12 protein-coding genes, 1 tRNA gene and 1 pseudogene are annotated in these 14,902 nt (G+C 55.1%); 9 read left to right on the forward strand and 5 right to left on the reverse strand.

The features are described from left to right. Positions 1-9 precede the first annotated feature (9 nt). From ACOTX2_RS11890 to ACOTX2_RS11900, 3 genes are all read left to right on the forward strand, one after another. Positions 10-642 (forward strand): response regulator transcription factor, encoded by a 633-nt coding sequence (locus tag ACOTX2_RS11890; protein ID WP_003862456.1) that lies wholly within the window; start codon positions 10-12, stop codon positions 640-642. Continuing rightward, complete coding sequence (locus ACOTX2_RS11895; RefSeq protein WP_063147401.1) at positions 639-2,426, forward strand: hybrid sensor histidine kinase/response regulator; 1,788 nt, start codon at positions 639-641, stop codon at positions 2,424-2,426. The genes ACOTX2_RS11890 and ACOTX2_RS11895 overlap by 4 nt, the downstream gene beginning before the upstream one ends. Before the next feature lie 401 nt (positions 2,427-2,827). Then, positions 2,828-3,154 carry a hypothetical protein gene (locus tag ACOTX2_RS11900; protein ID WP_023298582.1) on the forward strand — a complete coding sequence of 109 codons (327 nt, stop codon included), beginning with the start codon at positions 2,828-2,830 and terminating at the stop codon, positions 3,152-3,154. On the opposite strand, the pseudogene ACOTX2_RS11905 reads toward ACOTX2_RS11900, so the two are convergent. From ACOTX2_RS11905 to ACOTX2_RS11915, 3 genes and pseudogenes are all read right to left on the reverse strand, one after another. Continuing rightward, positions 3,132-3,950, reverse strand: a pseudogene (locus ACOTX2_RS11905) (DUF4225 domain-containing protein). The gene ACOTX2_RS11900 and the pseudogene ACOTX2_RS11905 overlap by 23 nt on opposite strands. 521 nt (positions 3,951-4,471) lie before the next feature. After that, a tRNA-Phe gene (locus ACOTX2_RS11910) sits at positions 4,472-4,547 on the reverse strand. Positions 4,548-4,642: 95 nt separating this feature from the next. After that, entirely contained in the window at positions 4,643-5,356 is a 714-nt protein-coding gene (locus ACOTX2_RS11915) for a DUF554 domain-containing protein (RefSeq protein ID WP_003862452.1), read from the reverse strand. 181 nt (positions 5,357-5,537) lie between these two features. On the opposite strand from ACOTX2_RS11915, the gene ACOTX2_RS11920 reads away from it, so the two are divergent. Further along, on the forward strand, positions 5,538-7,673 hold the full coding sequence (locus ACOTX2_RS11920; protein WP_023298579.1) for an ornithine decarboxylase: 2,136 nt from the start codon (positions 5,538-5,540) through the stop codon (positions 7,671-7,673). A gap of 98 nt (positions 7,674-7,771) precedes the next feature. Here ACOTX2_RS11920 and ACOTX2_RS11925 read toward each other — a convergent pair whose 3' ends face one another. Continuing rightward, the gene (locus ACOTX2_RS11925; RefSeq protein WP_022649373.1) at positions 7,772-8,464 is read right to left on the reverse strand and encodes a response regulator; all 693 of its coding nucleotides are present in this window, start codon (positions 8,462-8,464) and stop codon (positions 7,772-7,774) included. Then, positions 8,454-10,091, reverse strand: a complete 1,638-nt coding sequence (locus ACOTX2_RS11930) for an ATP-binding protein (protein WP_022649372.1) — start codon at positions 10,089-10,091, stop codon at positions 8,454-8,456. The genes ACOTX2_RS11925 and ACOTX2_RS11930 overlap by 11 nt, the downstream gene beginning before the upstream one ends. A 345-nt stretch (positions 10,092-10,436) precedes the next feature. Between ACOTX2_RS11930 and ACOTX2_RS11935 the strand changes: the two genes are divergently transcribed. From ACOTX2_RS11935 to citE, 5 genes are read left to right on the forward strand one after another with little or no spacing between them, the layout of a single operon-like run. Then, positions 10,437-11,798 (forward strand): 2-hydroxycarboxylate transporter family protein, encoded by a 1,362-nt coding sequence (locus tag ACOTX2_RS11935; RefSeq protein WP_022649371.1) that lies wholly within the window; start codon positions 10,437-10,439, stop codon positions 11,796-11,798. A 17-nt stretch (positions 11,799-11,815) separates the two neighbouring features. Then, entirely contained in the window at positions 11,816-12,679 is an 864-nt protein-coding gene (locus ACOTX2_RS11940; protein WP_015571851.1) for a fumarylacetoacetate hydrolase family protein, read from the forward strand. A gap of 13 nt (positions 12,680-12,692) precedes the next feature. After that, complete coding sequence (gene citC, locus ACOTX2_RS11945; protein WP_063147403.1) at positions 12,693-13,715, forward strand: [citrate (pro-3S)-lyase] ligase; 1,023 nt, start codon at positions 12,693-12,695, stop codon at positions 13,713-13,715. A 16-nt stretch (positions 13,716-13,731) separates the two neighbouring features. Beyond that, positions 13,732-14,025, forward strand: coding sequence for a citrate lyase acyl carrier protein (gene citD, locus ACOTX2_RS11950; protein WP_017382935.1), 294 nt, complete (start codon positions 13,732-13,734; stop codon positions 14,023-14,025). Then, the gene (gene citE, locus ACOTX2_RS11955; RefSeq protein ID WP_032626185.1) at positions 14,022-14,897 is read left to right on the forward strand and encodes a citrate (pro-3S)-lyase subunit beta; all 876 of its coding nucleotides are present in this window, start codon (positions 14,022-14,024) and stop codon (positions 14,895-14,897) included. The genes citD and citE overlap by 4 nt, the downstream gene beginning before the upstream one ends. Positions 14,898-14,902 lie beyond the last annotated feature (5 nt).

Raw genomic sequence — 14,902 nt, forward strand, 5'->3', positions numbered from 1 at the left:
GAGGCTCCTTTGGGACAGAATTATGCGTTAGTCGTTGATGACCATCCATTGGTAGCAAGCGGCATCGCCAATTTTCTGATTACACATTGCCAGTTTAAACAGGCGTGTGTGGTGACGAATGAGGATGATTGCTACCGCCAAATTAGGGATCATGGCCCGCCACGTTTGCTGGTAATCGATTTTTGGCTCTCTTCCGGAACGGCCCTGAAATTACTCAAAGAAGTAAAACAACTTTACCCACAGGTACGACTCCTGGTGGTCAGCGGGGATGACAATAATGACATCTGGCGCAAAGTTAATGCCGCCGGGGGACACGGTTTTGTATTGAAAAGCGAGCCACCTGAGATGTTCTCGCGGGCCGTTTTCGCACTCACTGATAATCAGACCTGGTTTCCTGAGGGAAACGAAATTTCCGTTAAGGCAAATAATGAGAAGTTAAGTAAATTTAACTTAACGCCGCGACAAATAGACGTATTAAATATGATTATGCGCGGCCTGCCAAATAAACGAATCGCCGCACAGCTTTCAATTTCTGAGCCCACAGTCAAAGAACACATCAGCAATATATTGAAAAAGATAGGTGTTAACAGCCGGGTCGAAGCCATCACGCTTCTGCACGGCAAGCAGGAACCGTCGGAATGAGGTTTTTCCAGAGCTTACAAAACGAAGGTATCTCTGCTCCGGCGCAGATCCGTTTGCTAAACAACACCTTTCTGCGGCTGGTATTTAGCTTTAGTGCTGTGCCCTTTGTGGGTATTCCTTTCGCCATCTGGATTTATATGCTTGGGGACGACCTCGGCCCAACGATTATCTGGATAATTATTTATCTGCTATGTGCAGGGGCGATACGACTATTGCACCGACGCTATCAGCGTGAAGCGAAAGAAAACGGTGATAGGGACGTCCTGCGACGCTGGCTTCCGCGTATTAATAATATCGCCTTTATTCACGGGCTGGGCATTTCTTCACTCTATTTAATTACTCCACAGACGCAGAATTTTGACTTTTTCCTGTTACTTAATATCAGCATCGCCGCTATCGTCGCCGCCAATGCGACGCATCTGACGCCGGTCATCAGCACCTTTACGCGCTTTTTCTTCGCCTCCTGGGGGGTGCTGAACCTCGGTATTATCTGGCGGCTGGATGAGTTGATGTTCATCGTGCTCATGCTGAATCTGCTTTACGGCTTCGCAATTTACCGCCATGCGTTAACTTCCCATGCGTTCTTTATTCAGCAGGCACTGCTTGAGGAAAAAAGCTCACGCCTGGCGGAACAGTTTCGTCAGGCCAAAGAGGACGCGGAGCAGGCACTGCTGGATAAAAATCAGTTTCTGACCACCGCCAGCCACGATCTGCGCCAGCCCGTACACGCTATGGGCTTTCTGATCGAAGCCATCCTCCACCGAAACCGGGACGACAGCCTGACGCCACAGCTTCTTGACCTGCAGCAGAGCGTTCGCTCGGTACATTTAATGCTCAACTCTCTGCTCGATCTCAGCAAAATAGAATCCGGGAATGTCCTCTCCGTCCCGACCAAAGTGGATATCGGTGCTCTGCTCGACTCGGTCATCACGCTGTTTCGCGAAGAGGCCAACAGCCGCGCGCTTAGGCTGTGCATCCGGCGGCCTAAACGCCGTATCTACGTGATGGGCGATTCGCTGCTGGTACGACAGTCCCTGATTAACCTGATTCAAAACGCCCTTCGTTACACGCTCCAGGGCGGGGTGCTGGTCGCCATCCGACCGCGCGGTGACGAGTGTATGGTGGAGGTGTGGGACACGGGAGTCGGTATCGCCGATGAAGAGAAGGGCAAAATCTTCTCACCTTACTACCGCCCCGAGCTGGCATGGAAGATCGACAGCGCCGGACACGGGCTGGGACTAGCCGTAGTGGCCCGTTGTGCCAAGCTGATGAAGGTGAAATACGGGATGCAATCCATTGAAGGTAAAGGCTCACGCTTCTGGATGCGCTTCACCCAATATGCTGGCGAAGATAGCGCGCTGGACACCCCGCCCGCCGCTGATAACACCGCCACGCCGGTACGCTATGCGCCGCTGCACGGTTCCTGCCTGGTCGTCGATGACGACCCGCTGGTGACGTCTGCCTGGGAGAGCCTGATGAGCGTCTGGGGAATCGATGTACGCTGTGCGGCCTCCGCTGAAGAAGCGTTTGCCATCATCGACGACGGCTTTACGCCGTTCGCCGTGCTGTGCGACCAGCGCCTGCGATCCGGCGAAAGCGGCTTCGATATCCTGAAAGCGCTTTTTGACCGTCTGCCGGATATGAGCGGCGCGATAGTCAGCGGCGAATTTAATTCACCGGTTCTGCTGGAGGCGGAGCAGGAGGGGTACCTGGTGCTTCGCAAGCCTCTGGAGCCGGCTAATCTGCATGCGCTGCTGACGCAGTGGTCGGGGTGTCGTGGATAGGGGAATAGATAATAGCAGCATTGCGCTTCACTGTAGGGCCAGATAGTACGCGGTGTCCTGCTGTGATGCCAATGTGTCGGTATGGTTGAGCCGCTGAGGGAGGATTTCGCGGGCCTGATTAATGATTTCATCGTGCATGATTCAGCCTCCTGTGGTGATCTGCATGTTGCTTCTACCGGGCAGGGCGGGAGATGTTGGAAACGGCCCCGAAGGAGTCATTAGAGTTGCTACCAGCGAAGTTCCGCAGTGGGCAATAATGTCAGTTTTCGAGCGTATACTCTAAGATATCTTCAACTCGTTGATATATATAAATTTGACGAATATCGTCAGGTAGCGATTTATCCGCCAAATTAAGTTAAACTTCGTCACAGGTTTCAGTGAGTTATGGGACGGATAACAGAATGACCAGCGAAGAGGCACTTTTAAAATCAGGTTTTAGCAAACGAGATCTTCAAAAGTTAAAAAACAATATTGAAAATTACGGTGGTTCGTTTGATAGCGTAACTCATGATCTGGCCAATCGTTTTAAGGCTATGAAGTGGATAACTATTATTGCCTTCATCATACTGGCTTTAACTCTTTTACTTGCATCCAAGGATACAAGCCTGACACTTGCGCTCACATTATTGATTGTACTACCTTTCATCTGGTATATAACGCCAGCAAAACTTGGCTACAAATCCTGGCGTTATCGTAAAATGCTGACTAATTCTGGGACGGGTCGCTGACGGACAACAGATCAAAAATAATCTTAGCTTTCACGCCATAACCCGCTATTTTCATTGTAAGCTGCGGGCGGCTCAGTGTGCTCACCTTTCGGTAATAGTCAGCAGGGAGATAACGAAACAGTCGCCAGGTACCAGGTCGCCGTAACAAGCCAAAAATGGTGTACGCATTAGCGGCCAGTGAAATTGATTTGTAGACACCTAATCCATTCTCACGACTAAAGCCCATAAACTCAGCTGTAGACATCGCGGCATTCGCGACCAGCCCTTCACTGGTAGTGTTGTTAGTTGCGTAGCGAGCCACTTCTTTACTGATGCTGTTTGTCCCGTCAGTAACCAGAATCGCACCAGCAAGAACCCCGAGAGGGGTCATAGTGCCTATGAGGGTAAATCCTGCGGCTATTTCAGCACCGGCCAGGACAACACTAACAGCCGAGATCACATACCCAACAATTTTGTTATTCTCTCGGATAAACTCGACTTTAGCGTAAAGCTTCGCTGCCTTCGTTCTTAATAAACGCGCTTATTCCAGCAGGTTACTGTTTTCTTCTCTGAGAATTTTAACGCATTCCATGCATTCTTCATCTGATTTAGCCCGACGAGCTAACGTAAACTGATGTTCTATGAGGTCCCGAATTTCCTGAACAAACTTCATTCGAGTCAAACTATCGCTGAGATGAAAAGCCGACAGAGTGTTGGCTGTATTTACCAGTTTCCTGGCTTCCATATTCACCATAGTTTCCGCCCAGGCTTTATTTCTTCCATCTGAGCGCATCATGTTAAGTAATGCTGCATCCATTGTAGTTCCTCTCAATTGCTTTACCGGCCTCTGCTTAGACTGATAAACGCCCCCATGACAGCCATGCGTGCCAACGCACACACAATATAGTAACAATGTGGTTACGGTGTCTGAAGTAGAAGTCGCTTTTTACAGCTTCGTTCCTCGGCCTACTTTACTGCGGTTAGCCAGGGCCTGTTCCAGAAGTGTACGGAACGCCGAAAGGTCACTTTTCAGGATGTCCCGGATGGATTTACCACCGATGAATCTAATAAAACAGTTAGCCGATGGGGGGTAATCACGGATACGTGATGCCGCTCTGTCGGGCTCTGTCCAATTGATATGTGCATTTGTAATGCTCAAATAGATCGGTGAAGGTCAGGTTTTTCTGCTTCTGTGTGGCGGTAAAGGCGGTAAACAACGCCAGTTGTACCACCGGGAAGCGGGGCCGGAGGAGAGATAAGGGCGGTAACTACTGTTCAAACAACGAGTTGCTGACTCAGAAAGCAAAAACCCCCGCCGAAGCGAGGGTTATAAATAAGTGGTGCCCGGACTCGGAATCGAACCAAGGACACGGGGATTTTCAATCCCCTGCTCTACCGACTGAGCTATCCGGGCAACGGGGCGCATTAAACCCGATCCTCCCTCCGACGTCAACGAAATTTGTTGTTTTCGTTGCAGACTGCACACTCTCTCACCATTTCGTCGCAAACTTAAGCGAAAAAGTGCGTCCAGAGCGCGGAAAGCGGCATCGCGAGCAGCAGGGCAGGGAGCATGTTCACCACTGCAAACATCTTGATGCCACAGATGCGCAGCCCTGTCGCCAGCAGCAGCAGGCCGCCGACGGCGGTAAAGTCCGCCATCATCGCAGGCGTCGTCAGCGGCAGGATCAGCGTGGCGCAGGTGGCCAGCGCCAGCTGTATAAGCAGCATCGGTACACAAATCGCCGCCACGGCGATGCCGAGGGTAGTGGCAAAGATGGTGGCAGTAAAGAAATCCAGAAACGCTTTCGCAATCAATATGCTGGGATCGCCGGTCATCCCTTCCTGCATCGAACCGAATATCCCCGTGCCGCTGGCGCAGAACAGAATAATGATCGCAACGTAGTTCTGAATAAACGACTCGTGCGTGCCGTGCTTTGCCTTGCCCGGTCGGGCAATCAGATTTTTGGCTTTGCCTACCGCGTGATTAATGCCTTTTTCCAGATAGCAAAACTCGCCGATCAGCGCGCCGAGCAGTGTCGCCAGTACCATCACCGGCAGGTTGGCGCATTTCACCACTAAAAGGATACCAATCCCTAACGACGCCAGGCCAAAAATGGAGGGCATGGAGACGCGAATACGCTCCGGCAACCGCTGGCTTAATACTGCCCCAAGTACACCGCCCAGCAATACGGCTCCCGCATTGATAAAGGGTCCAATCACCACGTTTAACTCCTGTTATTTAAGCACTGGCATCGCATGATTATGGCACGTCCGTCCCTGATTATGCTTAGCTTTGGGAGGCGTAACGCATACTGATTCCTTCTTGCACCTGAAAATAAAAGGTGACATGATTGCGCGAATTTTCTCCTTCCTGTCTCACCGTTCGGTGAGGGTATTTGCGCTTATGAAAACCATGAAAATTGCCGTCAGCCGTGAGCTGGTATCCAAAGTTTCTACGCATCGCGAAAAGGTTATGCTGGATAACACCGATTTCACCGATGTGGCGGCAGTCGTCATTACGGTTGTTGAAAGCTACAGCGGCATTCTTGCGTTGCTGAAGCGTACGGGCTTTCAGCTACCGGTATTTATGTTCTCAACAGAGCCAGGAGAGGTGCCAGAGGGTGTTACGGCGATCATCTCGGGTAAAGCACAGGAATTGCTGGAACTGGAATCTGCCGCCTGCCGGTATGAAGAGAACCTGCTGCCACCCTTTTTTGACACCCTGAGCCAGTATGTGGCGATGGGAAACAGCACCTTTGCCTGTCCGGGTCACCAGCACGGTGCCTTTTTCAAAAAACACCCGGCGGGGCGGCAGTTCTATGATTTCTTCGGTGAGAACGTTTTTCGCGCCGACATGTGCAACGCCGACGTTAAGCTGGGCGATCTGCTGATCCACGAAGGCTCCGCCAAGCACGCGCAAAAGTTCGCGGCGAAAGTGTTCAACGCGGATAAAACCTACTTCGTGCTGAACGGCACGTCGGCGGCCAATAAAGTGGTGACCAATGCGCTGCTGACCCGTGGCGATCTGGTGCTGTTCGATCGTAACAACCATAAGTCCAACCATCATGGGGCGCTGATCCAGGCCGGGGCAACGCCTGTCTATCTTGAGGCAGCCCGTAATCCGTTTGGTTTTATCGGCGGGATCGATGAACACTGCTTTGATGAGGCCTGGCTGCGGGAACTGATCCGTGACGTCGCGCCGCAGAAAGCCGCCGAGGCGCGCCCGTTCCGTCTGGCGATCATTCAGCTCGGCACCTACGACGGCACGATCTACAACGCCCGTCAGGTGATCGACAAGATCGGTCACCTTTGCGACTACATTCTCTTTGACTCCGCCTGGGTCGGCTACGAGCAATTTATCCCGATGATGGTGGAAACGTCTCCGCTTCTGCTGGAACTTAACGAGAACGATCCGGGAATTTTCGTGACCCAGTCGGTCCACAAACAGCAGGCCGGGTTCTCGCAAACCTCACAGATCCATAAAAAGGATAACCATATTCGCGGTCAGTCGCGCTTCTGCCCGCACAAGCGGCTGAACAATGCGTTCATGCTGCATGCCTCCACCAGCCCGTTTTACCCGCTGTTTGCGGCGCTGGACGTGAACGCCAAGATCCACGAGGGTGAGAGCGGACGCAGGTTGTGGGCTGAATGCGTCGAGCTGGGCATTGAAGCGCGCAAGGCCATCATCGCCAACTGCAATATGATCAAACCCTTTATCCCACCGGTGGTGGCGGGGCGGCCATGGCAGGATCACCCCACGCAGGCTATCGCCAGCGAGCGTCGCTTCTTTAGTTTTGAACCGGGTGCAAAATGGCACGGTTTTGAAGGCTATGCCCGCGAGCAGTATTTCGTCGATCCGTGCAAGCTGCTGCTGACCACGCCGGGCATTGATGCTGAAACAGGGCACTATACCGATTTCGGCATTCCGGCGACCATTCTCGCCCACTACCTGCGCGAAAACGGCATTGTGCCGGAGAAGTGCGATCTCAACTCCATCCTGTTCCTGCTGACGCCAGCCGAGAGCGCGGAGAAGCTAATGCAGCTGGTGGCGATGCTGGGGCAGTTTGAACAGCATATTGAAGACGATACGCCGCTCGTGGATGTGCTGCCGACCATCTATCAGAAATACCCGGTGCGTTACCGCGACTATACGATCCGTCAGCTGTGCCAGGAGATGCACGATCTCTACGTCAGCTTTAACGTGAAGGATTTACAGAAGGCGATGTTCCGCCAGGAGAGCCTGCCTGCCGTGGTGATGAACCCGCAGGATGCCAACCAGGAGTACATTCGCGGGAATGTCGAACTGGTGCGTATTCGTGACGCCGAAGGACGCATTGCCGCCGAAGGTGCGCTGCCATACCCGCCGGGCGTGCTGTGCGTGGTACCGGGGGAAGTCTGGGGTGGAGCAGTACAGCGCTACTTCCTGGCGCTGGAAGAGGGCATTAATATGCTGCCGGGTTTCTCGCCAGAGTTGCAGGGCGTTTACAGCGAGAAGGATGCCGACGGGATCAAGCGACTGTATGGGTACGTGTTAAAGTAGGGCCCCTCACCCTAACCCTCTCCCCAAAGGGGAGAGGGATTGCACGGAGCCGTCTTTTCACCCTCGCCCCTTTGGGGAGAGGGCCGGGGTGAGGGGAGTTAAGTCGCACTACGCCGGTACATCCTTCTCGGATGCCCAATCTTCCCGTACAGCATCTCCACCGTCAGAAAACCCACCTCCACGCAGTGTTCCAGATAGCGCCGGGTGGTGGTTTTACTCAGTCCCGTCTCGCTCACCACCTCATCCACCGTAAAGCAGTGCGCCGCCTTGTTGTTAAACAGCGTTTGCACCCGCGCCAGCGTGTTCTCCTCTATCCCTTTGCTGCCGTTGTCCAGTCGATAATTTTTCGCCTGTAGCTGATAGAGTGAATCCACGTTCTGCTGGTCGACAATCTTCCAGACGCGCTGCTGTTCGGCAAACTGCACAAAACGTTCCAGCGACTGGCTCAGGCGTTTCCAGGAAACTGGCTTGAGGATGTAGTCGAACGCGCCGTTACGAATGGCCTGGCTACAGGTGTCCATATCGCTGGCGGCGGTGATGAAAATCACCGAGCAGTTGGCGCGGGTGAGCATCGGGTTGCTGATAAGGGTGATGCCTTTGCCGTCCGGCAGATAGTTATCCAGCAGCATCAGCTTCGGCTGTTTGCTCTCCAGTTGTACCTGCGCGTCGGCCAGTGACGCGGCAATCCCCACCAGCCTCAGGCGCGGATGTTTACCGATAAGCTCCGCGTGCAGTTGCGCCAGTTCGTTCTCGTCTTCAACAATCAGTACGTCGATAAGTTCATGTTGCATAGTCGGTATCTTCCAGTTCCTGTACGGGGTGCCGGACCGTTCCCGTGGCGGGAATAAACAGTGAGAAAATGGCACCGCGTGGGGTGTTATCGGCAACTTCAATTGCACCGCCAGCCTGCGTGACGTAGCTTTCAATCAGATACAGGCCAATACCGTGATCGCCGCGCGTTTTGGTAGTGATGCCGCGCTCAAAGATCCGGTCGCGGATCTCCGGTGTGATGCCGACGCCCTGGTCGGCGACTTCAATAATCAGTTCCTGCTCGTTCAACTTTATTAGCACGTCTACCGGGGCATGCGGGAGCGGGGCGCGCTGGGTCGCTTCGATGGCGTTATCCAGCAAGTTCCCGATGATCGAGACTAGTTCCGATTCGAGCAGCGGCAGGAAGGGTTTGTCCACCCGGCAGGCCGGATCGAAGCTCAGCTCAACGCCTTTTTCACGCGCGCGGGCGGCCTTTCCAAGCAGCAAACCGCACAGCGTCGGGGAGCTAAAGCGGGACGAGATAAAGTCCAGCAGCTCCTGAGCGTGTTCCGACTGCGCCTGTATATAGCGAATTGCCTCGTCATAACGGCCCATATGCAGCAGGCCGGACAGCGTGGTCATGCGGTTCAGCTGTTCATGGCGCATGATGCGCAGGTTATCAACATAGCGCTTCACCTGGCTGAGCTGGGCGCTGAGCGAGTCGATCTCGTTGCGATCGCGAAAGGTGATCACCCAGCCCTGCAACGCATCTTCCAGCATGATCCGCACCCGGCTGGCAATGACCGTGAGATCGTTAAAGCGACAGATCTCATCGTGGGTGTCTTTCGCAAGCATGGTTTGCGCGTTAAAGAACGGGACGGGCGCGATCACCTGGCTGATGAGTTGACCCCGCAGTTCGCGGGCGGGCTGGCGTAAGCCTAATAATTTACGCGCCGCCTGGTTAATCACCTCAATGCGGAGATCGTCGTCGATGGCAATCACCCCTTCATAAATGGATTCCATCATCGCCTTTTGCTGACGCACCAGCAGGCCGATTTCGCGCGGCTCCAGAGAGAATATCTGCTTCTTGATGCTGCGGGTGAAGAACCAGGAGAAAATAAACAGGGCGATAAGCAGCAGCACGGCGGCAATCAGGATATTAACCACCTTGCTGACGGTGATGGTGTCCAGATAGCTTGTGAGATAGCCTACCGAAACAATCCCTACCACCTGCCCGGCATCATTAAAAATGGGCGCTTTGCTGCGCAGCGAAATGCCTAACCCGCCCTTGCGGATGGTGATGGTGCTTTTGCCGTGTAATACCTCGTCGTTGTCTCCGCCAACCAGCGTTTTGCCTACCCGGTCGGCAAACACGGAATGGAAAAGATGCAGCCCTTTATTGTCACCAATCACAATAAAACTGGCGTCGCTGCGGGCGGCTATTTTCTGCATAAAGTCATGGATGCCCTGGATATCCTTTTGTTCGACTTCTTTTCGCAGAGAAGGAATAAGCGCAATTTCTTCGGCCTGTATTTTTGCGCGCGCGCTCATTTCCTGATAAAGCTGCCTGCCGACATCGACATAATAATATCCGCCCAGTAATGCGAACAGCACTGAGAAAAAGGCGACCAGCGAAATAAACAGCTTGATCTGAAACGATACTTTCATAACTATCACGCGAGATATCAACAGGTCGGCTGAATATATCATCTTTTAAGGCCAGGATGCCCGCTTTGCCGAAAACTTGTGATCCCTTGCACAGCGCAGCCTGTAAAAGATTTTTCCGAAAGTCTCATCCTCTTAAGGTTAAATGAATAAATGTTATTTCTTTGTTCAGTTAAGAAAAGAAACCATAAAAACCACGGCAATAAATAAGGCATAAATCACATTAAATAAAAGAAACCATTAAAACCATAGCGGCCATTAAAACTTCGCTTTTAATATGCCATCCCTCACATAAAGTAAGCCTTTGTGACTCTAAGCTGGACGCACAAAATAACTAAGGGGCTTATTATGAGCACAACTGACGATTCATTCTCTGTTACCCACGACCCGATTGATATTCAGCGGCCATCGCTCAAAGAGCGCTGGTGGCATATTATGGATACCTGGAAAATCGGCATTATTCCTCTGCCGCTGTTCGTTCTGGCGGGCGCGCTGATTGCGATTGATTGCCTGGGCGGAAAACTGCCGAGCGACATTGTGGTCATGGTGGCCACGCTGGCCTTCTTCGGCTTTGCCTGCGGCGAGTTTGGCAAACGCCTGCCGATTGTCGGCAAGCTCGGCGCGGCGGCAATTTGCGCCACCTTTATCCCTTCCGCGCTGGTCTATTACGGCCTGCTGCCGGACGTGGTGGTTGAGTCCACGACCAAATTCTATAAATCCACCAATATTCTCTACCTCTATATCTGCTGCATTATCGTCGGCAGCATCATGAGTATGAACCGCACCGTGCTGATCCAGGGCTTCCTGCGCATCTTCTTCCCGATGCTGTGCGGTGAAATCGTCGGCATGATTGTCGGCATGGGCGTTGGACTGGCGCTGGGCCTCGAGCCGTTCCAGATCTTCTTCTTTATCATTCTGCCGATCATGGCGGGCGGCGTCGGGGAAGGGGCGATCCCGCTCTCTATCGGCTATGCCACCCTGCTGCACATGGATCAGGGCGTGGCGCTCGGCCGCGTGCTGCCGATGGTGATGCTCGGCGGCCTGACGGCGATCATTATCTCCGGCTGCCTCAACCAGCTCGGGAAACGCTACCCGCACCTGACCGGTGAAGGCCAGCTGATGCCGAATCGCGCCAACGCTGATGCCACTGTTTCCCAACCTGCGTTCTCCGGCAAAGCGGACGTGACCACCATCGCTTCCGGCGCGCTGCTGGCGGTGCTGCTGTACATGCTGGGCATGCTCGGTCACAAGCTGATTGGTCTGCCAGCGCCGGTCGGTATGCTGTTTATGGCGGTGCTGGTGAAGCTCTGTAATGGCGCCTCTCCGCGTCTGCTGGAAGGTTCTCAGGTGGTGTACAAATTCTTCCAGACCTCCGTGACCTACCCGATTCTCTTCGCCGTTGGCGTGGCGATTACCCCATGGCATGAACTGGTGGCGGCGTTCACCGTCAGCAACCTGCTGGTGATTATCAGCACCGTTTCCGCGCTGGTGGCAACCGGATTCTTCGTTGGCAAAAAGATTGGTATGCACCCGATTGATGTCGCCATCGTCTCCTGCTGTCAGAGCGGGCAGGGCGGTACCGGTGACGTGGCGATCCTGACCGCAGGCAACCGCATGAGCCTGATGCCATTCGCCCAGATTGCTACCCGTATCGGCGGGGCGATTAACGTCTCTGTCTCACTGCTGATTCTGGGCAACTTCCTCGTTTAAGTTTTCAGGAAAGAACAATGAAACTCGCAAGCTTTTTATACCAGGGTAAACGCAGCTACGGCATCGTTCAGGCCGAGGGCGTGATTGATTTAGGCCGCCGCCTGGGCGACCGCTATGGCGACCTTAAAGCGCTGTTGCAGGGGAACGGGCTGGCGCAGGCCACCCGTTTTCTGAACGACGCGGTGGATGTACCGCTGAACGCCATCACCTTCTTACCGGTGATTGTCCAGCCGGAAAAAATTCTCTGCGTGGGCATGAACTATGCCGACAAGCGCAAGGAGTTTGATCAGCATAACCCGGCCCCGACCCTGTTTGTCCGCTTCCCGGATTCACAGACCGGCCACAACGAACCGGTGCTGAAGCCGCGCCACTCCAGCGAGTTCGACTACGAAGGCGAGCTGGCGGTGATCATCGGCAAAGGCGGGGAGAACATCAGCCGCGACGACGCCCTGCGCCACGTGGCGGGCTACAGCTGCTACATGGACGGCTCCGCCCGCGACTGGCAGCACACCTGGTTCACCGCCGGGAAAAACTGGCGGCAGACCGGGGCGTTCGGCCCGTGGATGGCGACGGCGGATGAGATCCCGGACCCGCACAGCCTGGCGATCCGCACCTGGCTGAACGGCCGCATGGTGCAGGAGGACAACACCAGCAGCATGATCCACAAGGTGGCGGAGCTGATCGAGTACATCAGCACCTTCACCCGTCTCAGCCCGGGCGACGTGATCATCACCGGCTCGCCTGGCGGGGTAGGTAAAAAGCGCAACCCGCCACTGTTTATGAAGGAGGGGGATCGCATTGAGGTGGAGATCGAACATATCGGTCATCTGAGCAACGTGATCGTGGAAGCGCCAGCCGTCGGGCTCGCGGCAGCGCACTGAGTAAGGCGGCAGCATGCAATCGCAACCCATTGATTTTCGCCACACCGTTGTGGCGAAACACCCGGAACGCTTAAGCCAGATCCGCTACCTGCTGGCAGACAGCGGCCTTGGCCTGGACAACGACATTACGCTGTTTGTTGAAGCCTGGTCCGGCGCGCAGCTGGTGGGTTGCGCCGGGCTGGCTGCCAACGTCATCAAGTGCGTGGCGGTCAACGAGCAGCTTCGTGGGGAAAACCTCAGCGCGCGTCTGCTGGCAGAGGTGGAAAATGCGGCGCTGGAGCGCGGCCATTTTCACCTCTTCCTCTGCACCCGTCCGTGTAATAAGGAGCGCTTTGGCCGCAGCGGTTTCTGGCCGGTTGCCCAGAGCGGGAACAACGCGGTGCTATTGGAGAACACTCCGCAAGGGATCGTGCGCTACTGCCGATCCCTGCGCGCTAGCCGCAAGTGTGGGGAGAAGATTGGTGCCATCGTGATGAACGCCAACCCGTTCACCCTCGGTCACCGTCATCTGGTGGAGCAGGCGGCGGCGCAGTGCGATGCTCTGCATCTGTTCGTGGTGCGTGAAGACGCCTCGTTCTTCCCGTTCAGCGCGCGCCTTGAGATGGTGCGCGCGGGCGTGGCGCATCTGCCGAACGTGGTGGTGCATGAAGGCTCGCAGTACATCATCTCCCGCGCCACGTTTCCTGCCTACTTCCTGAAGGAGACCGGTAAAGTGCAGCAGGCATGGAGCGAGATAGACGTGCTGATCTTCCGGGACTTTATCGCCCCGGCGCTGGGCATCACGCACCGCTTCATCGGCTCGGAGCCGTTCTGCGATATCACCCGCCAGTACAACCAGACGCTGCACGACCTGCTGGCCTCGCACATCGACGTGGTGGAGATGCCGCGCATCAAAGCCAACGGCAACGCCATTTCGGCCTCGGAAGTACGCCGTTTACTCAAGACACAGCAGTTTTCCCGGATCCGGGAGATTGTCCCGGACTCCACCTTCGCGCACCTCGAAGCACATTATCGTGCGAGTGCGGAAGTCGCATAACTATCAGGAATTTATCATGAATATTGTAAGGGAGGCGCTGGCCGGAACGCAGGAGTCCAGCGACCTGATGGTGAAAATCGCCCCCGCTCACGGTGAGCTGGAGATTGTCATCCACAGTGAAGTGATTAAGCAGTTTGGCGAGCAAATACGCCAGGTGGTCAACGACACATTGCGCGCCATGAACGTGCACCAGGGATTAATCATTATTGAAGACAAAGGGGCGCTGGACTGTGTGATCCGCGCCCGCCTGCAAAGCGCGCTTCTGCGTGCCGCCGATGAACAGGCCATCAACTGGGGGGCGCTGAAATGAGCAAACTCCGCCGCAGTATGCTGTTCCTGCCGGGCGCCAATGCCGCCATGCTCTCCACCGCCTTTATCTACCGCCCCGACTCCATCATGTTTGACCTTGAGGACGCCGTGGCCCTGCGCGAGAAAGACACCGCACGCATGCTGGTGTTCCACGCGTTGCAGCACCCGATGTATCAGGATATCGAAACCGTGGTGCGTATTAACCCGCTGAGCACGCCGTTTGGCCTGCTGGATCTGGAGGCCGCCGTGCGCGCGGGCGTAGACGTGATTCGCCTGCCAAAAACCGACACCCCGGACGATATCTACGAGCTGGAAGGCCACCTCGAGCGCATTGAGCAGGAGTGCGGGCGTGAAGTAGGTTCCACCCGCGTGATGGCGGCGATTGAATCGGCCATTGGCGTCATCAACGCCGTGGCGATTGCCCGCAGCTCCCCGCGCCTGATCGGCATCGCGCTGGCCGCCTTTGACTACGTAATGGACATGCAGACCGAGCGCGGCGACGGCACCGAGCTGTTCTACGCCCGCTGCGCCGTGCTGCACGCCGCCCGCGCGGCAGGCATCGACGCTTTCGACGTGGTGTGGTCAGACGTTAATGACGAAGCCGGGTTCCTGCGCGAGGTCGATCTGATCCGCAAGATGGGCTTTAACGGCAAATCGCTGATTAACCCGCGCCAGATTGACCTGCTGCACAACGCCTACGCCCCGACACGGGAAGAGGTGGAGCACGCCAAACGGGTGATTGAAGCGGCAGAAGAGGGCGAGCGTAACGGCCTGGGCGTGGTCTCGCTCAACGGCAAAATGGTGGATGCACCGATTATTAACCACGCGCAGGTGGTGCTGGAGCGCGCGGCGGCCTCCGGCGTGCGTCGGTAAGGATG

The sequence above is a fragment of the Enterobacter cloacae complex sp. IR5412 genome (assembly GCF_049237385.1).
In the GTDB taxonomy this organism is placed as follows: Bacteria; Pseudomonadota; Gammaproteobacteria; order Enterobacterales; family Enterobacteriaceae; genus Enterobacter; species Enterobacter intestinihominis.

What these genes read in the sequence shown, in the direction of transcription:
- citD (WP_017382935.1), top strand. Translation starts at nt 13,732, where the DNA reads ATGAATATTGTAAGGGAGGCGCTGGCCGGAACGCAGGAGTCCAGCGAC.
- ACOTX2_RS11930 (WP_022649372.1), bottom strand. Translation starts at nt 10,091, where the DNA reads ATGAAAGTATCGTTTCAGATCAAGCTGTTTATTTCGCTGGTCGCCTTT.
- ACOTX2_RS11935 (WP_022649371.1), top strand. Translation starts at nt 10,437, where the DNA reads ATGAGCACAACTGACGATTCATTCTCTGTTACCCACGACCCGATTGAT.
- ACOTX2_RS11900 (WP_023298582.1), top strand. Translation starts at nt 2,828, where the DNA reads ATGACCAGCGAAGAGGCACTTTTAAAATCAGGTTTTAGCAAACGAGAT.
- ACOTX2_RS11920 (WP_023298579.1), top strand. Translation starts at nt 5,538, where the DNA reads ATGAAAACCATGAAAATTGCCGTCAGCCGTGAGCTGGTATCCAAAGTT.
- ACOTX2_RS11940 (WP_015571851.1), top strand. Translation starts at nt 11,816, where the DNA reads ATGAAACTCGCAAGCTTTTTATACCAGGGTAAACGCAGCTACGGCATC.
- ACOTX2_RS11895 (WP_063147401.1), top strand. Translation starts at nt 639, where the DNA reads ATGAGGTTTTTCCAGAGCTTACAAAACGAAGGTATCTCTGCTCCGGCG.
- citC (WP_063147403.1), top strand. Translation starts at nt 12,693, where the DNA reads ATGCAATCGCAACCCATTGATTTTCGCCACACCGTTGTGGCGAAACAC.
- citE (WP_032626185.1), top strand. Translation starts at nt 14,022, where the DNA reads ATGAGCAAACTCCGCCGCAGTATGCTGTTCCTGCCGGGCGCCAATGCC.
- ACOTX2_RS11925 (WP_022649373.1), bottom strand. Translation starts at nt 8,464, where the DNA reads ATGCAACATGAACTTATCGACGTACTGATTGTTGAAGACGAGAACGAA.